The sequence below is a fragment of the Croceitalea vernalis genome (assembly GCF_031846405.1).
In the GTDB taxonomy this organism is placed as follows: Bacteria; Bacteroidota; Bacteroidia; order Flavobacteriales; family Flavobacteriaceae; genus Croceitalea; species Croceitalea vernalis.
Genome location: NZ_JAVRHU010000001.1, coordinates 761430 through 781170 on the forward strand (window position 1 = coordinate 761430; position 19741 = coordinate 781170).

Consider the following 19741-nt stretch of genomic DNA (forward strand, 5'->3'; position numbering starts at 1 on the left):
GACTTTTTAAAAGTACAAACAATATTAATTATGGGTTTTTTCCTTACATTTAATGAGACTAATTCAAAAAGGTGTTTGCGCATAGCCTAATAGCTCGACTTTGTTTGATATTACAGTAGGCTTTGTACTTTACCAACCAAAAGAACACAATATGAAAACTTTGCTTTCTAAAGCTAGCCTGCTCTTGCTAGCTCTTTGTTTTACAACCATTTCAACAAATTCACAACGTAGAAAATCTAGTACAACACCTAAAGTACCGGCAGAACTGTATTCTAGTTTAGAATATAGATCTATAGGCCCGCACCGTGGTGGCCGTTCGGCGGCGGTTACTGGAGTGCCTGGTGAACCTAATTTATTTTATTTTGGTGCTGCCGGTGGTGGCGTATGGAAAACACTAGATGGGGGTCGTACTTGGGCTAATATTTCAGACGGGTATTTTGGCGGTAGTATTGGTGCTGTTGAAGTAGCCCAAAGTGACCCTAACGTAATTTATGTGGGGGGTGGTGAAAAAACCCTTCGCGGAAACGTTTCTAGTGGTTACGGAATATGGAAAACCGAAGATGGTGGTAAAACTTGGGCATCTGCAGGACTAAAAAACAGCCGTCATGTTCCAAGAATTAGAATACATCCAACCGACCATAATACAGTGTATGCCGCAGTATTAGGAAATATTTATAAGCCAACCCAAGATCGTGGTATTTATAAAAGTACGGACGGGGGTAAAACATGGGATAAAAAACTGTTTGTAAACGACCAATCTGGTTTTGTTGATCTAACTTTTGACCCAAATAACCCACGTATTTTATATGCATCGTCATGGAGAGCGCAGCGTACACCTTATTCTTTAAGTAGTGGTGGCGATGGTTCCGGACTTTGGAAGAGTACTGATAGTGGTGAGACTTGGACAGAGATTTCAAAAAATGAAGGTTTTCCAAAAGATACTCTAGGAATTATTGGAGTGACCGTTTCTCCTAAAAATAGCGAACGCGTTTGGGCTATTGTAGAAAATAAAGAAAAGGGTGGTTTGTACCGTTCTGAAGATGGCGGAAAAACTTGGGCACAAGTAAATAGTGAGCGTAAATTACGTCAACGTGCTTGGTACTATACTCGTGTGTATGCCGATACGGAAGATGAAGATGTCGTATATGTTTTGAATGTACGTTATCATAAATCTACGGATGGGGGTAAAACATTTAACACGTTCAATGCCCCACATGGGGATCATCATGATTTATGGATAGCTCCAGAGAATAGCCAACGAATGATTATAGGTGATGATGGTGGCGCACAAGTTTCGTACGATGGTGGTGAAACCTGGAGTACGTATTACAATCAACCAACGGCTCAGTATTATCGGGTGACTACAGATAATGCTTTCCCGTATCGTATTTATGTGGCCCAGCAAGATAATTCTACGCTACGCGTAAATCACCGTTCTGATGGAAGCTATATTACCGAAGATGATTGGGAGCCAACTGCTGGGGGTGAGTCTGCTCATTTAGCAGTAGATCCTAATAATAACGACATTGTTTATGGTGGTAGTTATGGTGGATTTTTAACAAGAGTGAATCATGAAGCGGGTACCGTTAGAGGTATTAATGTGTGGCCAGACAACCCAATGGGTTATGGTGCTGAAGGTATGAAGTATCGTTTTCAGTGGAACTTTCCTATACTATTCAGCAAGCACGACCCTAAAAAATTATACACCTTTTCACAGAACGTACATATGTCTACCAATGAGGGGCAAAGCTGGGAATTAAAGAGTGGTGATTTAACAAGAAATGACCCAGATAAACTAGTAAGTAGTGGTGGACCAATTACCCAAGATAATACGGGTGTAGAATATTACTGTACCATATTTGCGGCGAATGAAAGCCCATTAAAAGAAGGTTTACTTTGGGTTGGTACTGATGACGGATTAATACATGTTACCAAAGATGGTGGTGCTAATTGGGAGAATGTAACCCCGACCAATATGCCGGAATGGAATATGTTTAATAGTATTGAACCCTCTGCTTTTGATGAAGGTACTTGCTACGTGGCAGCTACAAAATATAAGCTAGGTGATTTTGCTCCTTACCTGTATAAAACTACTGATTACGGTAAAACGTGGGTAAAAATAACGAACGGTATAGAAAGTGAGCATTTTACACGTGTTGTTCGTGAAGACCCAAAACAAAAGGGCTTGTTGTATGCGGGTACCGAAACAGGAATGTATATTTCTTTTAATGATGGAGCTAATTGGGAAAAGTTTCAATTGAATCTGCCGATTGTTCCGATTACAGATTTAGCCATTAAAGACGATAATTTAATTGTTGCTACACAAGGGCGTAGCCTTTGGATTATTGATGACCTTTCGGTACTACACCAAACCAAAACAGAGGATGCTGGAGTAGCTATGAAATTGTTTGCACCAAAAGATAGTTATAGAACTAGAGGTAGAGCTGCAAGCAAGCCAAGTTTAACAGCCGGACAAAACCATCCGAATGGTGTGGTAACTCATTTTTATATGAAAGATGTAACTAAGAAAGATAGTGTAAGCTTGACGTATACTTCCATGGCAGGTGATACCTTGGCCAACTTTAGCACTTTTTCCAAAGAAAAGAAGGATAAATTAAAAATAGAAAAAGGAGGCAATACCCATATTTGGAATACTAGAGGAACAGGTGCTGATAAGTTACCAGGAATGATATTTTGGGCAGCGGGTTTTAATGGAGCGAAAGCAGTACCTGGTAGTTATAAAGTACACTTGAATAAAAATGGGGCTACCCAAAGTCAAACATTTAAGATTTTACCAGACCCGAGGGCTGAGGTTTCAGTTGCTGATATGCAAAAGCAATTTGACTTTATAACTAGTGTGAATGAGACCGTAAATAAAGCACATGAGTCTATTAAAAAGATTAGAGGTATCAATAAAAAGTTAGATGCTTTTATGAAACAGTATAAAGGCAATGAAGCGACGAAATCTTTGGTAGAAAAAGCCAAAACAATGAAAGAAGGTTTTAGTGAAATTGAAAAGGCATTGTACCAAACTAAGAATAGAAGTGGACAAGATCCGTTGAACTTCCCAATTCGCCTGACCAATAAGCTAGCGCACCTGAACAGACTTGTAAGTATTGGTGATTTTCCTCCTACTGACCAAGATGTTGCTGTAAAGAACGAAATGACTACTAAAATAAATGCGCAATTAGCGGCTTTTGATGCTATGGCGGATAAAGAAATGAAAGAATTTAATGCAGAATTCAACGCGCTGAATTTGCAATATTTGAGTTTGGAAGATTAAACTATCCCGGCTTTTGCCACCCCTCCTTTTTTAAGGAGGGGACTACAAGAGGAACCAGTTTGACATTAGTTAATGATATTAAGATTGGTTCCTTGGTCCTCCCCTAACAAGGGGAGGTGCCGATAGGCGGAGGGGTCGCTAAATAGCTGCTCAAAGTTTAAATATATTTCATATGGGTTTTCATACAGATTACTGTTAAAACCCATTTTCTTTTTTAAGTTTGTTCGACCCTAATGCAGTCAGATTCCATGCAAGACCCAACATCTTTTTACCAATCGCAACTAACTAAATTTCAAAAGCAACTTCAAACGGTAAAAACAACGCTTAATACTTTAAGCCTAATTCGTTTGGTGCTGTTTTTAGCAGTATTAGCTGCTGTTTATTTTGTGTGGGGCAACACCCAAATTATTTTAGGAGTTCTTGTTATAGCTACCGTATTTTTTATTGCGCTTCTGATGCGTTATAACACGCTAAAATATGAGCGTGATTTTTTAAAGGCTTTAATTAAAACGAACGAGACCGAACTTAAAGTCTTAAACCGTGATTTTCATGATTTACCAGATGGAAAAGAATATACACAAGGAACTCATGATTTTAGCCAAGATATTGATTTGTTTGGTCGTGGTTCTTTTTTTCAATACAGTAATAGAACGGCTTTAAAAAGTGGAACAGATCGTTTAGTTCATGGACTACTTTCTAACCATATTCAAAATGTCGACGAAAAACAGCAAGGAATTAAAGAATTGGCTGCTTTACCAGAATGGCGACAAGAGTTTGGAGCCGTAGCTACATTGGTCAAAACTGAGGTTAGTGTAACAAGTGTTGTCAATTGGCTTCATCAGTATAGCTCCTTTGTACCAAAAAAAACCCAATTAATAAGCATACTATTTTCAGCGCTGTCTATTTTAGTTTGGGCGCTCTATTTCTTAAATTTTATCTCGGGCTACCTAGTCTTTGCAGTTTTTTTGTTAGGCTTAGCGATAACAGGTAAGTACCTAAAAAGCATCAATAAACTCGCCATACATACTGCACAAATCCAAAGTACTTTTCGACAATATGCTAAACTTATAGCTTTATTGGAGACTCAAGATTTTGACGCAAAGGCCTTAGGTCAAGAAAGAGCTAAAGTCATTGGGGCAAAGGGTTCAAGTTCCACTTTGCTAAAGAAATTCGCAAAGTTATTAGATGCCCTTGATCAACGAAATAATATTCTTATCAGTTTAGTCGCTAACGGTTTTTTCTTGCGTGATTTATATATCTGTAAATCTATTGAAGATTGGATTTCAAATCATGGCAAAAAGGTGTCCAATTGGTTTGACGCTATTGCATTTTTTGATGCCTATTGTAGCTTAGGTAATTTCGCTTTTAACCATCCTAGGTATGTTTATCCTTTCATAAATCAAGATCAAAACACTATTGATTGTAAGGGTGCGGTGCATCCATTGTTAGATCCTGAAATGGCCATTGCAAATGATTACTGCATTGCAAATGATCAATTTTTCGTGGTTACTGGAGCTAATATGGCAGGGAAAAGCACTTTTTTGCGTACCGTAGGTCTTCAAATAGTGATGGCTAATGTAGGATTACCGGTTGCGGCGACCGAAGCAAAGTATACCCCTATTAAATTAATAACAAGCATGCGAACTACCGATAGTTTGACTGATGATGAAAGCTATTTTTTTAGTGAGTTAAAGCGCCTAAAATTTATTATTGACAAAATTGAAGAAGAACCTCATTTCATAATTTTAGATGAGATTTTAAAAGGAACCAATAGCACAGATAAAGCAGAAGGTTCAAAGAAGTTTATTGAAAGATTAGTACGACTAAAAGCATCGGGTATAATCGCTACTCATGATTTAAGTTTATGTGCTGTTGCTGATAGCTTAAAAGAGGTAAAAAATTACTACTTTGATGCTCAAATTAAAAATGACGAATTATATTTTGATTATGCTTTTAAAGAGGGTGTATGTCAAAATATGAATGCTAGCTTTTTATTGGCGAAAATGGGCATTGTAGATGATGCTTCATTAGACCATAATTAACAAAATCAACCAAAATGAAAAAAACTTTACAATTCCTTTTAATCTTATCATTTACCACAGTTTTCGCGCAAACTGCTGAAGATTATTTTAAACCTTTAAAGTTTAGAAATATAGGTCCTTTTAGAGGTGGGCGTTCTGTTTCGGCCTCTGGAGTTGTTGGTGATGCGATGACTTATTATATGGGTACAACGGGCGGTGGATTATGGAAAACGCAAGACGCAGGACAACGCTGGAAGAATATTTCAGATGGTTATTTTGAAATGGGTTCTGTAGGCGCTGTTGCGGTGTCTACGTATAACACTAATATCGTTTATGTAGGTATGGGAGAACATGCTCCTCGAGGGGTGATGACATCCTATGGAGATGGAGTATATAAATCTACAGATGCGGGTAAGACATGGAAGCATGTGGGATTGACAGCAACACAGCATATTTCTCGTGTTCTCATTCACCCTACCAATCCTGATATTGTATATGTTGCTGCTCAAGGACAATTATATGGTCCAAATAAAGAGCGTGGAGTTTATAAATCTACCGACGGAGGAAAGACTTGGAAGAATACCCTTTTTGTAAATGAATTAACTGGAGCTGTTGAACTTTCTATGGATGCGAACTATCCTGAAATTATGTATGCAGCCATGTGGGAACACCAACGAAAGCCAAATATGGTTGTTAGTGGTGGTGCCGGTAGTGGTTTATACAAATCAACCGATGCTGGTGAAACTTGGACTGAAATGACCGAAGGGCTTCCTGAAGAAAAAGGTAAAATGGCAATTTCTGTGAGTCCAGCAAATTCAAATAAAGTATATGCTTTAATAGAAAGTGATTCAAATCAAGATAAAGGAGGACTTTTTGTTTCCAATAATGCCGGTAAATCATGGAGCATGGTCAGTGGTGATAATCGGTTGACCCAGCGGGCGTGGTATTATATAGAGGTGTTTACAGACCCTCAAGATGAAGACATTGTTTATGTATTGAGCGCACCAGCACTTCGTTCGTTAGATGGTGGAAAAAACTGGGAACGTATTTCAGGAACACATGGTGATTATCATGATTTATGGATCAACCCTAAAAATTCTTTGAATATGGTCATCGCCAATGATGGAGGTGCAGCAGTAACTTTCGACTTTGGAAAAACCTGGTCCTCGCAGGTGAATATGCCTACTGGTCAGTTCTACCGCATTAACACCGATAACCTTTTTCCTTATAATATTTATGCTGGTCAACAGGACTATTCTTCTGCAATGGTCGCTAATATGTCTGTTGGTAGGGGTGGAATAACCATGTCCGATTTTAGCCCATCAGCTGGTGGTGAAAGTGCTTTTCTGGCTTTTGACCCAGACAATCCTAGATATGTAATGGGTGGAAGTTATTTAGGTACTATCAATGTCTTAGATATGGAATCAAAGGCAACTACGAGTGTGATGCCCGCACCCATTCAATATTTGGGTCGCGAAGCACGAAACATGAAATACCTCTATAATTGGAATGCTCCGACTTTACGTTCGCAGCATGAAAAAAATACCTTTTATCACGGAGCGCAGCTCTTATTAAGAACTCGTGATATGGGCGTTACTTGGGAAGAAATGTCACCAGATTTAACGCGTGACATAGATGCCAAGCAAGGTAATGGGGGTGGCCCGTATACTAATGAGGCCGTTGGAGCAGAGAATTACGGTACCTTGGCTTATGTTTTAGAATCACCACATGAAGCGGGCGTTTTTTATACCGGGAGTGATGATGGTTATGTTCATATTACCAAAGACAATGGAGAGAGCTGGCAAAATATCACACCTAAGAATTTAGGTGAGTCTTTAGTTAATGCTATTGAAGTTTCTCCACACGATCAAGCAACCGTTTATATTGCTACTACAAAGTATAAGTTTAATAATCATACTCCAGCAATATATAAGAGTACGGACTATGGTAAAACGTGGACCAGTATAAATTCAGGTATTCCATATGGTGCGTTTACTCGAGTAGTTCGTGAAGACCCAAGTAAAAAAGACGTTTTGTACGCAGGTACTGAAAAAGGTTTATATCTTTCATGGAATGGAGGAAAGAGCTGGAAACAGTTTCAATTAAACCTGCCTAAAACACCGATAACGGATATTAAAATTCATGAGGGAGATTTAATAGTGGCAACATCTGGTAGAGCGTTTTGGATACTGGATGATTTAAACTTGTTGTCGCAATATACTCCTGACAATAAGGGGATGAAATTATACCAACCTAACGTTGCCATGAATGGTGCATGGTATAGTCCAATGAATGGTAATATTGATAATTTCGATGGTATGAGTACCTTATCAGGTGTGAACCCGGCCAGCGGAATGGTGCTATACTATGAATTACCAAAATTGAATGATTCTGTTGCTCTTAGCATGGACATTATGGATGCAACTGGCAAGCTAGTTAGAAGTTTTTCTTCTGAAAGAGACAAAGATTATGTTCCACATAATGGAGGAGGACCAAGAAGAGCACCAACTTTATCTAAGAAAGAAGGATTAAACCGATTTGTGTGGGATATGAAAACACCAATTTTACCAGGTATTCCAGGAGCTTATATTGAATCGCGTTTTAGTGGTCACGTAGTGCCACCAGGAACTTATACGGTGCGACTAACAGCGGGGAATGAGGCAAAAACTATTGAAGGTAAAATTGTCGCCATGCCAACGTATAGAACGACTACAGAACAGTACTCAGAGTACCACGCCTTTATGACCGATATGGAACTGCGGTTGACCGAAATGCATAATACCGTTAATTCATTGTATAAAGTACAAGAGCAAATTAAAACTGCTTTGAAAGATGTTAAAGATGAGTCGGTTAAAGCAGAAGGAAAGAAGCTATTGGAAGAACTAGACGCATGGGATAAAGATATGATTCAACGTAAATCACAAGCCTATGACGATGTAGAGAATTTTCCAAATAAATTCACTGCGGAATATCTGTTCTTAATTGATGCAACTAATAGCACTATTCCAAGGGTGAATCAACCCTCTAAGGACCGAAAAAAGGAGTTGGATGCCCAATGGTCAGGCTTAAAAGCAAGAGGGAATACCTTGATGAAAACATCTATTCCTGATTTTAATAAAAAACTTTGGGATGCAGGTATTGGGGCTATTAGGTTGTAGGGAACTAAGTTTTAGCAGCTAGTCTTATTATGCTGTCCGGGCAAGCTAAGTCGATAAATTATGTAAAAATTTGAGAACTGCTCGGTTCATGTTTTCAGGTAAAATTGAATCAAAGCTTGCATTTACCCTTCCCTTTTTGCAAGGGGAGGTGCCCGTAGGGCGGAGGGGTCTTGTTGAAGTTATGTAAAAAGCAATTCCATTTGATTTAGTTCTTACAAATGCTCTAAATTTGCCATTAATTAACAATGGAATATTACAATTACATAAAATCGCTACACCTCATTTTTGTGGTCACTTGGTTTGCAGGTTTATTCTATATTCCTAGACTGTTTATAAATCATATTGAAGCTCACGCCAAACCATCTCCTGAAAAGGAAATTTTGACGACGCAGCTAAAATTGATGACCAAAAGACTATGGTATATCATTACTTGGCCATCAGCTGTTTTATGCATTTTATTTGCTGTTTGGTTATTGTTATTAATGCCAGGTTGGTTGCAACAAGCTTGGATGCATTTAAAACTGGGCTTTGTTTTTTTATTGCTTTTATACCATTTAAAGTCTCATCAAATTTTTAAGCAATTGCAAGGTGATGATGTAAAATACACCTCGAACTTCATGCGTATCTGGAATGAGGTCACTACGATAATTCTTTTTGCAGTAGTCTTTTTAGTAGTTTTAAAAGACACCTTTAACTGGATTTATGGAGTTGTTGGAATTATTACGCTTGGCATCTTATTAATGCTTGGAATAAGGTTGTATAAGCGAATCCGAGATAAAAACCCCAAGGCTTAAAAAATACAAGGTCAAGTATCAATGACAAGTTCAATTTTATTGACCCTGTTTTTGAGTTTGCACTTGATTCTTGCGCTTGAACTTATTTTGGTTCGATTATTGCTAACTTTAAAACAAAATTAGGCAAGTCTTGCTCAAAAAATTATCCCTTAGATCACGCATATTTTTCACCATGATTCTTTTGGTGCTTATAGCCTCAGTTTTGATGGCAGGAGTTACCTTATTCCAATATCAAGAGCAATCTGAAGATTATCATGAAAATAGGTTAGAGCGCAAAGAAGAGCAAATTCTACAAAGTATTAGTTATGCATTACGCGAAACTACTTATGAACCTTCCACAGATAACCTAGAACATATTTTTAGAGATGAAATTTACAAGATTGCCGATGTGCAAAATGTCAATTTCAATATTTATGATTTGGACGGAGGACTTATTAAAAGCTCTAAACCTGCCTTTGAGGCCGATTCTGTTTCAAACTGCTTAGATGCTGAGGTTTTAAACAATTTATTGAATAGCCCAGATAAGCGCTATATTGAAGAAAAGAGTACGGCTGGGGATAATTACCAAGCCACTTACAAATACATTACCGACCTAAAGTTTAAGCCCATAGGGATAATGAATCTTCCCTATTTTGAAGACAACTCCTTTAATGATATGGAGCTGCGAGAATTTTTTTATCGCTTAGGAGGCGTGTATTTGGTTATGCTTATTTCGGCTATAGTTTTGGCCTATTTCATTTCAAAATACATTACAAGATCACTACAAACTGTCGCAGATAAAATGGTTCAAACCACTTTAAATCAACGAAACGAAAAGATTGAGATTGAAAATCCTTCAGAAGAAATTGGAAAATTAATTGATTCGTATAACGGAATGATTGATGAATTAGAAGAGAGTGCAGCTAAATTAGCTCGTAGCGAACGTGAACAGGCTTGGCGTGAGATGGCAAAGCAGGTTGCACATGAGATAAAAAACCCCCTAACCCCTATGCGTTTGACAGTTCAAAGCTTTGAACGAAAATTCAATGCTGATGACCCAAAGGCGGAAATAAAACTGAAAGAATTTTCTAAAACCTTGGTACAGCAAATTGATACGATGAGCAATATTGCTTCGGCGTTTTCCAACTTTGCTGATATGCCAGCACAACAGAAAGAAACACTGAATGTGATCAAGGTTTCGAAATTAGCTGTAGATATCTTTCATGAGCCATTTATTCATTTTATTTCAGATGAAGAAGAACTCATTGCAAAAGTAGATCGTACACAACTGATTAGAATTGTGACTAATTTGGTAAAAAATGCCATTCAGGCTGTTCCTGAAGTTGAAAATCCTAGAATATTAGTAACTGTAGCATCTGAAGGACAAGACGTTAAAATTTCTGTTGCCGATAATGGAATTGGAATAGCTGATGAGTTCAAAGACAAAATTTTTGAACCAAAATTTACCACTAAATCGAGCGGAATGGGACTTGGCTTAGGAATGGTTAAAAACATCGTAGAGAACTATAAAGGGAGTATAGATTTTACTTCACAAGTCGGTAAGGGAACTGTTTTCACGGTCAGGTTTCCGAAGGAGTGATATCTTTTGACGATTGAATTTTAATACTTGGTTCTTTTAAATCTTGATATTTCTTTAAGAATATTGGAATAATTTATTAGTAGCTTTCTACTTCGCTAAATGATTTATTCAAAGTCAATATAAAACCTCTTTAGCTCATGATTAGATTATCTTTAGTAGTTGTTTCGCTCTTCATATTAATGTTTAAAAGCAATGGTCAAGTAATTGAAAATGAACCAAAGGGAAGTCTTGAAACTTTTACATATCCCTTGTTTCTTGGACATGAACAACATTCTAGCATGACTTTCAAATACGGAATCAATGAATCACTTGAGGTTGAACTACAAGGTTTTTATGATACGTATTTAATGGAAAATCGAGTGCGTAGTGCTTTGATTTTTAGGCAATATCTAACAAAGAGACTTCATGTGCTATTTGGTGGAGAGGCCGAAATTAGGCTTCAAAATGCTACATTTCCTTTAAAAAATGCAGAAAGATTCAGCTTAATTAGTGGTTTTGGATATGATGTAGACGAGAATTTTTTATTAGAGGTAAAAAGTAACTCCCAAATAGGTAAGAGCACTATTGGTGCTTTTGGAGAATCATTTATTCCCACACCACAGTTGTTTACCCTTGGAGGAAAAATTAAGTTTTAAATCTTTAAAAAATAGCATTAACAATCTAGTTTTATACCAAAGACCAACACCAAACAACGCATGGAATACAATAACATCTATATCGAAGAAGAAAATAACCTGGCAACCATAACCATTGACCGCCCTAAAAAGCTAAACGCTCTAAACAAGGCAACGATTGAAGAGTTGCATGAGGCTTTTAAAGAATTAGAAGATGATGATAGTATAAAAGTCATTATCATAACAGGAACAGGAGAAAAAGCATTTGTAGCAGGTGCAGATATATCAGAATTCGCTCATTTTTCTGTTAAGGAAGGTGGTAAGTTGGCCGCCAAAGGCCAAGCACTTTTATTTGATTTTGTCGCCAATCTTTCAACACCAGTAATCGCCGCCGTGAACGGATTTGCCTTAGGTGGCGGCTTAGAACTTGCTATGGCTTGTCATTTTAGAGTTGCCAGCACTAATGCCAAAATGGGTTTACCTGAGGTTTCTTTAGGTGTTATACCAGGCTATGGTGGAACTCAGCGTTTACCTGAACTAGTAGGTAAAGGACGAGCTATGGAAATGATAATGACGGCAGGTATGATTTCAGGGGAAAAAGCATTGGAATATGGTTTGGTTAATTATGTGGTAGAACAAGAAGAATTACTACCATTATGTGTGAAGTTGGCAAGCAAGATATCGAATAACTCTTCTGTGGCTATTTCTCAGGCAATAAAAGCGGTAAATGCTGGTTATAGCTTTAATACCGATGGCTATGCTTCGGAAATTGAAGCCTTTGGCGCTTGCTTTGACACAGATGATTTTAAAGAAGGTACAACCGCCTTTTTAGAAAAACGAAAAGCAGATTTCCCAGGTTCATAGTCAGGTTACCCAAACCTGCAAAAATGAAGCAAATACTACTAGTTTTAGTCCTTTTTTGGGCAAATTTGGCAATTTTTGGTCAAAAAATGCCCGTTTCTTATGATTTTGGAGAAAAATTAAACGACAGATATCGCTATTCCAACTTGGTCACTATTGATAACGATGGTGATGGAGGTTATGTGATGGTTAGAGCCTATTTTCAAGGTTTGATTCTCAAACCTAAGGGCTATATTATTGAACATTATAATAAAGATTTAGAACTGGTCTCTGAATTCAATTATAAATTGAGAGGTCTTCAATTTGTAGATGGCTTTATAAAAAATGGGCAACTTCGCCTTATTTTTTTCAATTATGACTTTGAGAGAGGATTCTATGAGTACCAAGCGCATACCACCAACCTGGTAAATTTTGATTTTAAAAAAGAACAATTGCTCAAGTTTGTCACTCCTGCTGTTGAAGGGGCTTTTGGGAAAAATTATTACAACAGGGATTTTAAAAAGGGCTTTTCAACAACCTTATTATTCAATCCGGAAAAAACAGGTTTTGTGATTAGCACCCATCATAAAAAGGGTAAAGAGAACAAGCATACAATTCATCTTTTTGATGATGATTTAAACAAACGATGGGCACACGATTTCTCATCTGAGGTAGAGGAAAAGAACTATGCTTTTGAAAATATAGCTTTATCTAATAACGGAAATGAGGTTTACATTCTTGGGAAAGCATATTTCAAAAAGAACCGTTTTAAAGCCGAAGAACGTAAATTTCAATATGAACTCATAAAGATTGGAGGGGGAATAGCAACTACGCAGTCTTTTGATAATCCTGGAAAGTATTCTGAAGGTCTTTATCCAGTTATTCATAATAACAAGCTGTTTTGTGTTGGCTTTTATGCAGATCGTAAAGACAATCGCTATAATGGCCTGTCCTTTTTTGAGCTTAATCCAGTTTCACTTTCCATCGTAAACAAAAAATATAGTCCATTTACCCAACAGTTTATGGATGATAAGTTTGGTCGTGACGATGAACAAGTAATCAATAATTTGGTATTTAAAAGTGTTGAATTGACGGATCAGAACGAAATTCTATTTAACGCTGAGGAGTATTTTGTTACCTCTAGTATGCAAAGCAGTGGGGCAGCAGGACAACGAATTCAAGTTGAACGTTTTCATTACAATGACATAGTTAGTGCTAAATTGGATATTCAAGGCAATATGATTTGGGCTCGAAATATTAATAAGGCCGAAGTTACTCAAGGTGACGGGGCTTATGCCTCTTATAGCACATACACTAAAGACGGGGCTACTTATTTCTTTATTAGTACAGCATCTGAAAACCCGCAATTAATAAAAGGAGAACGATTGATTTTTAAACAAGGGCTTACAGGAAACAGAAACGTATTCTTGATTTCGCTTGATGAAAAAGGTACCTTAGATTACGAAAAAGTTATTGACGCAAAGGAAGCTCGTTTACCCTTAATGGTATCTAAACCACTTATTGATGTTAATGCAAATGAACTTGTTTTTTACTCTAAAAGAGGTAGCAAAAAACAATTAGTCAAAGTAGAATTTAACTAAGAACAAAATGAAAATGAAAAGAATCTTTAAAGCACCCGTATTTGTAATTTTATTTTTAGGAATACTAATTTCTTGTAGTGATTCAGATGATTCGTCAAGTGAAGCTTCTTTGGCTGGTAATTGGCGTGTGGTTTCAATTAAGGTATCCAATGCTACTCTGGTTCAGCAGGCCCCGGATAACGAAGATATCGTCATTAACTTTAGTGCTAATGGGGATTTTACAGGGAGTACATCTGTAAACCAATTTAGTGGCACTTACGAAACTATTTCAGATACAATGACCATGTTGTCTTTTCAGACGACGGAAGTGGCTGATACGAGATTAGGAACTGCTTTCTACACTTCAATCACAAATGCTCAAGTACCCAATACGACCTTTGCACAGTTCGGTTTTAGCTTTGATAGTGGCAATCTTATTTTGTTTTATGGAGATGGTGGTGAAATGGTTTTAGAATAGTTAAATCATCTTTGTTATTTAACAAAAGCCATGTTTAAAATTAGGATATAATCCATAAATTTGGAAAAAATCCTATTCATTGCACCAAAACGACTTTTTAAAAGGGCGAGGGGCACAGCAAAATGTGCACAATAGATTTGAGCGTCATATTTATGAAAAACGTGCTGATTTTTTAGAGTTCTGCAGAATTGAGGGTGAGCTATCTGATACTAATAAAACGGAGTACATTCCTATTTTTCCGAAAACAATTGTAAACAAGGTTACAAGTCCTGATGTTGGAATGGAGTATTCCATGAATCCTTATCAAGGTTGTGAACATGGTTGTGTCTATTGTTATGCGCGAAATACACATGAATTTTGGGGCTTTAGCGCTGGGTTAGATTTTGAACGCAAAATTTTGATAAAAAAAGATGCTCATTTATTGTTAGAAAAACAGCTTAAAAGCAAGCGTTGGAATGCTAGAACTATCGTTTTGTCTGGAAATACGGATTGTTATCAACCAGCTGAAAAGAAATTTGAAATCACAAGAAGGTGCTTAGAGGTGTTTTTAAAGTATAGACATCCAGTTGGTATTATCACTAAGAATGCGCTTATACTGCGTGATTTAGATATTATTAAAGAACTTGCAAAACATCAATTAATAGGAGTTAATGTGTCCATCACTTCACTATCAGAACAAACGAGAAGATTATTGGAGCCTCGAACCACCACAATTAAAAAGAGATTGGTTACCGTTCAAACTTTATCAGAGAATGGAGTGCCAGTAAATGCGATGTTAGCACCTATAATTCCGGGTATAAATAGTCATGAACTTTTACCATTGGCAAAAAAAGTATCAGAAAATGGAGCCTTATCCTTCGGTTTTACAGTCGTTCGTTTGAATGGAGCTATAGGTCAGATTTTCACAGATTGGATTAAAAAGGCAATGCCTAATAGTGCCCAAAAGGTACTTCATCAAATACAAGATTGCCATGGGGGCACTCTAAATGATAGCAGGTTTGGAATTCGTAGTCGAGGCGAAGGCAAAATTGCCGAACAGATACATGATATGGCAAAATTGGCTAGAAAAAAGTATTTTTCTACCTCGGTTTTTCCTAAACTAAGAACCGATTTACATGAGCAATATAAAGATGGACAATTGAAGCTTTTTTAGCCTAACTCCCAACCTTTACGATATGCTCTTGTAACCCATTCATTAGCTTTTTCATAATTAGTGATTTTCATATTGTCGCCATCCCAGAGTAACTTTCGTCGACCTGGATAATCATATGGAGCCCAATCACCAACTTTTTTACCATCTTGTAAAACCATATATTGATATGCTTTTACTGCTAAATTCCCCATAAGTACAGTTTCAGTCAATGGACCAGCTTTAGCAAAGTTAGATGAGGTTTCCGTGCCATTCATACAACCATCAACAAAGTTGGCAATATGCCCGTCAACACCATTAGGAACTCGAGCATATTTTGGGGCAGGAGATTTGTAAATATCTTTTAATTCTGAAGGTAAAAAACGAGCATTTCTAGAATAAGTATCAAAAATTAGCGTACCTCTATCGCCATACATAATGGTACCACCACCGCCATCACCGATGGTCTCATCGTCTTTTAATTCATCTGGCAAGTCAGGTTTTAATCCGCCATCATACCAATTCAATTGAATATCGCCATGATGTTCGTGCTCAAATTTTAAATGTATTTTAGAAGAAGGGGGACAAGAAGGACTATAATCTGCCTCAACAAAATCTCCTACCCAAACAGTGGTGCAGCTTGCTTCTGCTTCGGTTGGATAGCCCAAATTAAGAACGCTAAAAGGAGTTTCCATAATATGACATCCCATATCACCAAGAGCTCCGGTACCAAAATCCCACCATCCTCTCCATTTAAATGGTAAATAGGCTGCGTTATAATCTCTCATAGCAGCCGGACCTAGCCAAAGGTCCCAATCCAATTCTTTTGGTATAGCTTGTTTCTCAACTGGAATTGGCACGCCTTGAGGCCACACCGGCCTATTGGTCCAACAATCAATGGTATGCACTTTACCGATAACACCACTTTCTACCCATTCACGGGCAATACGGCTATCATCGCTTGAAGCTCCTTGATTTCCCATCTGGGTCACAATTCCATTTTCTGCTGCGATTCTTGTCATCATCCGTGCCTCATGAATATTATGAGTCAAAGGCTTTTCAACATAAGCATGCTTTTTCTCTTTCATAAATGGTAACGCAATAGTTGCATGAGTATGGTCGGGTGTCGCGACCATTACGGCATCGATATCTTTTAAATGCTTATCATAAACCTTTCGAAAATCTTTGTATTTTTTGGCATCTGGGAATGCTGCAAAAGTTTCCTTTGCTCTTCTTTCATCTACGTCACAAAGGGCCACGAATTTAACCTTGCCCGTATCATGAAGTCCTCTAATGACTCCGCTACCGCGACCCCCAACGCCAAAGGCACCTACATAAAGTGTATCACTTGGTGGTACGTGATTTTTACCTAAAACAAAACTTGGTACGATGGTAAAAGCTGCAGTGGAAGCAGCTGCATTTTTAATAAACTTTCTTCTTTGCATTCTGATTGGATTTGATAACGCCTTGAAGATACAAAAAACGATGAATTTAAAGACTATCGTTTTTAGCGTTCACCCTTCCACTCGCCATAGAATTGTTCTAAATACCCCAGCATATATTGGTGGCGCTCTTCAGCTATTTTTCTGCCAGTTGCTGTGTTCATTTTATCTTTTAATAGCAAGAGCTTTTCATAGAAATGGTTGATAGTAGGAGCCGAAGAATTCTTGTATTCCTCTTTTGACATATCTAAATTAGGCGATATCTCAGGGTCATAAAGCGACCTATTTTTAAACCCTCCATAATTGAATGCCCTAGCAATACCAATTGCCCCAATAGCATCTAAACGATCCGCATCTTGAACTACTTGAAGTTCTTTAGAAGTAAAACTTTTACTTGTTTCCTCAAGAGAATTTTTAAAGGACATATTTTCTATAATAAGCACTACATTCTTACAAGTTTCTGCATCAATTTGAATGGAATTCAAAAAGTCTTTTGCCATTCTTGGCCCGATGCTTTCATCACCTTTATGAAATTTAGGATCTGCTATATCGTGTAAGAGGGCAGCTAAACTCACTACCAAAATGTTTACACGCTCTTCTTTGGCAATCAAAAGCGTGTTATTAAACACACGTTCAATGTGAAACCAATCATGGCCACCCTCAGCTCCCTTTAGTGTTTTTTTTACAAAGTGAATGGTTTTCTCAACTAACTCAGTGGTTGTCATAAACAATGTCTTTTGTAATTGTTTGTTCAACCTTTAAAATTAATTCGTCGGCGTTACCTATATTTTCAATTGGTTCATGCACTTTAAATTTTAAATAAGCTCCTAATCCCATTGGAAATTGACCAAATCGAAGAAGTTTCCATGAATTATTAATGGTAATGGGTACGATTAAGGCCGAAGGAGCTCTTTTCATAAGCATTTTCAGCCCCATGGGTTTAAAAGGTTTGGGTTTTCCCGTTCTGCTTCTTGTTCCTTCAGGAAAAATAACGGCACTCCGGTTATGCTCTTCAATATAACTCCCCAATTTGGCGATAGCCATAATTGCTTGTTTACCGTCTTTTCTATCGATTAAAGCGGAACCGCCATGACGAAGATTATAAGATACACTGGGAATACCTTTTCCTAATTCTTTTTTAGCGACAAACTTGGGATGATGTTTACGCATATACCATATGATCGGAGGAATATCATACATACTCTGATGATTGGTGACTATTATAAGTGGCCTATTACCAGGAATCTTATGCGGGTTATCAAATTGATAGCGACTGCCTAAAATATTAGTAGAGCGCATTAAAAACCAATTTAAAATACTTACAGTTCGCTTTTGTGCAGTATACCCAAACACTTTTAAAGCTATCCATTGAATCGGATGAAATATCACTAGGGTTAAACCGAAGAAGAAAAAGAAAACTAGGGTTATCGGATATGAAATTAGTTTCATCATGGTGCAAAACTAAAAAACCACTTCAATAAGAAGTGGCTTTTTACTAAGATTTTAATCACTCCAAAAGTAGAGCAGCATGCAAAGAGCTACTAACAGTGTTCGTTATAAGCTTCCATTAGGTTTTCGGCAATCATTTCAGCCGGTCTACCTTCAATATGATGTCTTTCAATCATATGCACCAACTCGCCATTTTTAAAAAGAGCCATACTTGGTGATGAAGGAGGAAATGGTACCATTGCAGCTCTAGCCGTATTTACCGCTTCAGTATCAACACCAGCAAAAACAGTTGTAATATGGTCTGGTTTTTTAGCATTTTGCAGGCTCAACTTCGCAGCAGGTCTTGCGTTTGCAGCTGCACAGCCACAAACAGAATTTACTACTACTAAAGTGGTGCCATCTTGTTTTAAAGCGTTTTCAACGGCGTCGCTAGTATATAATTCTTCAAACCCAGCAACTGCTAAGTCGTTTCTCATAGGTTTTACTAATTCTTCAGGATACATAGTCTTTTTTTTAATATGTTCAAAGATAGGGCTTTTGTCGTTTTTTTTAAAAGACTTAACAATGCATTCACAATCCTATTGTTTGACAAACCGCTATCTTTGAAATTTAAATAATTTCATGCATGATTAAATGGTTGGGAGCCGTTATTGGATTTTCTATTAGAGGTGTACTTGGAGGGATACTGGGCTTTTTGGCAGGTAGCTTTTTGGATAATTTAATGGGAGGAAAATCGCAAAATCCAAGATCTGTTTTTGAAGATTTAACACGACAGAATGTTTCACCTGCGGATTTTGAATTAAATCTTTTATCACTTTGCTCCATTGTAATTAAGGCTGATGGTCAAATAAGCCAGCGTGAGTTAGACTATGTTAGACAATATTTTTTAAGCACATATGGTAAAGAAAAAGCGAATGCAATTTTTAAAACATTTAACGAGGTAATTAAAAAACGTGAGGTGTCTGCCCAGCGTATTTGTCAATACCTAAATCAAAGAACACGTTATGAGGTGCGATTACAATTATTACATTTCTTGTTCGGTATTGCGCAAGCTGATGGTCAAGTAAGTTCTGCTGAAATAAATAAGCTAAATGAATTAGCGGGTTACCTAAGAATAGGTCGAATTGATTTTGAAAGTATTATGGCCATGTTCGTAAAATCTGCCGATAATGCTTATAAAATTTTAGAAATAGAAAAATCTGTAACGGATGATGAAGTGAAAAAAGCGTATAGAAATATGGCTAAAAAATATCATCCTGATAAAGTAATCACAGAAAACGAGGCTATTAAAAAAGGTGCTGAAGAAAAGTTTAAAGAAGTGCAAAAGGCCTATGAGGTAATTCAGCAAGAAAGGGGGATGAACTAAATTTGGTT

At 37.3% G+C, this 19741-nt stretch carries 15 protein-coding genes; 11 read left to right on the top strand and 4 right to left on the bottom strand.

Annotated features, from left to right (window positions below; all coding sequences use genetic code 11):
• Positions 1-151: 151 nt before the first annotated feature.
• From RM520_RS03425 to RM520_RS03470, 10 genes are all read left to right on the top strand, one after another.
• Positions 152-3283 (top strand): WD40/YVTN/BNR-like repeat-containing protein, encoded by a 3132-nt coding sequence (locus RM520_RS03425; protein ID WP_311386987.1) that lies wholly within the window; start codon positions 152-154, stop codon positions 3281-3283.
• A gap of 233 nt (positions 3284-3516) precedes the next feature.
• Entirely contained in the window at positions 3517-5325 is a 1809-nt protein-coding gene (locus RM520_RS03430; RefSeq protein WP_311386988.1) for a MutS-related protein, read from the top strand.
• 14 nt (positions 5326-5339) lie between these two features.
• Positions 5340-8462: a VPS10 domain-containing protein gene (locus RM520_RS03435; protein ID WP_311386989.1), complete on the top strand. Its 3123-nt coding sequence runs from the start codon at positions 5340-5342 to the stop codon at positions 8460-8462.
• A gap of 245 nt (positions 8463-8707) precedes the next feature.
• A complete protein-coding gene (locus RM520_RS03440) occupies positions 8708-9256 on the top strand; it encodes a CopD family protein (protein ID WP_311386990.1) in 549 nt (182 codons plus the stop codon).
• Positions 9257-9428: 172 nt separating this feature from the next.
• Positions 9429-10835, top strand: coding sequence for a sensor histidine kinase (locus RM520_RS03445; RefSeq protein ID WP_311386991.1), 1407 nt, complete (start codon positions 9429-9431; stop codon positions 10833-10835).
• Positions 10836-10972: 137 nt separating this feature from the next.
• The gene (locus RM520_RS03450; RefSeq protein WP_311386992.1) at positions 10973-11470 is read left to right on the top strand and encodes a hypothetical protein; all 498 of its coding nucleotides are present in this window, start codon (positions 10973-10975) and stop codon (positions 11468-11470) included.
• 60 nt (positions 11471-11530) lie between these two features.
• Positions 11531-12313 carry an enoyl-CoA hydratase/isomerase family protein gene (locus RM520_RS03455; protein ID WP_311386993.1) on the top strand — a complete coding sequence of 261 codons (783 nt, stop codon included), beginning with the start codon at positions 11531-11533 and terminating at the stop codon, positions 12311-12313.
• Between the two features lie 23 nt (positions 12314-12336).
• The gene (locus RM520_RS03460) at positions 12337-13890 is read left to right on the top strand and encodes a hypothetical protein (RefSeq protein ID WP_311386994.1); all 1554 of its coding nucleotides are present in this window, start codon (positions 12337-12339) and stop codon (positions 13888-13890) included.
• A gap of 13 nt (positions 13891-13903) precedes the next feature.
• Positions 13904-14347: an META domain-containing protein gene (locus tag RM520_RS03465; protein ID WP_311384312.1), complete on the top strand. Its 444-nt coding sequence runs from the start codon at positions 13904-13906 to the stop codon at positions 14345-14347.
• Between the two features lie 79 nt (positions 14348-14426).
• Positions 14427-15500 (top strand): PA0069 family radical SAM protein, encoded by a 1074-nt coding sequence (locus tag RM520_RS03470; protein WP_311386995.1) that lies wholly within the window; start codon positions 14427-14429, stop codon positions 15498-15500.
• Here RM520_RS03470 and RM520_RS03475 read toward each other — a convergent pair.
• The 4 genes from RM520_RS03475 to RM520_RS03490 all read right to left on the bottom strand — a co-directional run bounded on the left by RM520_RS03475 (position 15497) and on the right by RM520_RS03490 (position 18870).
• The gene (locus tag RM520_RS03475; RefSeq protein WP_311386996.1) at positions 15497-16921 is read right to left on the bottom strand and encodes a Gfo/Idh/MocA family protein; all 1425 of its coding nucleotides are present in this window, start codon (positions 16919-16921) and stop codon (positions 15497-15499) included. The genes RM520_RS03470 and RM520_RS03475 overlap by 4 nt on opposite strands.
• 62 nt (positions 16922-16983) lie before the next feature.
• Positions 16984-17643, bottom strand: coding sequence for an HD domain-containing protein (locus tag RM520_RS03480; protein WP_311384315.1), 660 nt, complete (start codon positions 17641-17643; stop codon positions 16984-16986).
• Positions 17630-18370, bottom strand: a complete 741-nt coding sequence (locus RM520_RS03485; protein ID WP_311384316.1) for a lysophospholipid acyltransferase family protein — start codon at positions 18368-18370, stop codon at positions 17630-17632. Before RM520_RS03485 ends, RM520_RS03480 begins: the two co-directional genes overlap by 14 nt.
• Before the next feature lie 89 nt (positions 18371-18459).
• Positions 18460-18870 carry a BrxA/BrxB family bacilliredoxin gene (locus RM520_RS03490; RefSeq protein WP_311384317.1) on the bottom strand — a complete coding sequence of 137 codons (411 nt, stop codon included), beginning with the start codon at positions 18868-18870 and terminating at the stop codon, positions 18460-18462.
• Positions 18871-18992: 122 nt separating this feature from the next.
• Between RM520_RS03490 and RM520_RS03495 the strand changes: the two genes are divergently transcribed.
• Positions 18993-19733, top strand: coding sequence for a TerB family tellurite resistance protein (locus tag RM520_RS03495; RefSeq protein WP_311384318.1), 741 nt, complete (start codon positions 18993-18995; stop codon positions 19731-19733).
• Positions 19734-19741 lie beyond the last annotated feature (8 nt).

What these genes read in the sequence shown, in the direction of transcription:
- RM520_RS03425 (WP_311386987.1), top strand. Translation starts at nt 152, where the DNA reads ATGAAAACTTTGCTTTCTAAAGCTAGCCTGCTCTTGCTAGCTCTTTGT.
- RM520_RS03430 (WP_311386988.1), top strand. Translation starts at nt 3,517, where the DNA reads ATGCAGTCAGATTCCATGCAAGACCCAACATCTTTTTACCAATCGCAA.
- RM520_RS03435 (WP_311386989.1), top strand. Translation starts at nt 5,340, where the DNA reads ATGAAAAAAACTTTACAATTCCTTTTAATCTTATCATTTACCACAGTT.
- RM520_RS03440 (WP_311386990.1), top strand. Translation starts at nt 8,708, where the DNA reads ATGGAATATTACAATTACATAAAATCGCTACACCTCATTTTTGTGGTC.
- RM520_RS03445 (WP_311386991.1), top strand. Translation starts at nt 9,429, where the DNA reads ATGATTCTTTTGGTGCTTATAGCCTCAGTTTTGATGGCAGGAGTTACC.
- RM520_RS03450 (WP_311386992.1), top strand. Translation starts at nt 10,973, where the DNA reads ATGATTAGATTATCTTTAGTAGTTGTTTCGCTCTTCATATTAATGTTT.
- RM520_RS03455 (WP_311386993.1), top strand. Translation starts at nt 11,531, where the DNA reads ATGGAATACAATAACATCTATATCGAAGAAGAAAATAACCTGGCAACC.
- RM520_RS03460 (WP_311386994.1), top strand. Translation starts at nt 12,337, where the DNA reads ATGAAGCAAATACTACTAGTTTTAGTCCTTTTTTGGGCAAATTTGGCA.
- RM520_RS03465 (WP_311384312.1), top strand. Translation starts at nt 13,904, where the DNA reads ATGAAAAGAATCTTTAAAGCACCCGTATTTGTAATTTTATTTTTAGGA.
- RM520_RS03475 (WP_311386996.1), bottom strand. Translation starts at nt 16,921, where the DNA reads ATGCAAAGAAGAAAGTTTATTAAAAATGCAGCTGCTTCCACTGCAGCT.
- RM520_RS03480 (WP_311384315.1), bottom strand. Translation starts at nt 17,643, where the DNA reads ATGACAACCACTGAGTTAGTTGAGAAAACCATTCACTTTGTAAAAAAA.
- RM520_RS03485 (WP_311384316.1), bottom strand. Translation starts at nt 18,370, where the DNA reads ATGATGAAACTAATTTCATATCCGATAACCCTAGTTTTCTTTTTCTTC.
- RM520_RS03490 (WP_311384317.1), bottom strand. Translation starts at nt 18,870, where the DNA reads ATGTATCCTGAAGAATTAGTAAAACCTATGAGAAACGACTTAGCAGTT.
- RM520_RS03495 (WP_311384318.1), top strand. Translation starts at nt 18,993, where the DNA reads ATGATTAAATGGTTGGGAGCCGTTATTGGATTTTCTATTAGAGGTGTA.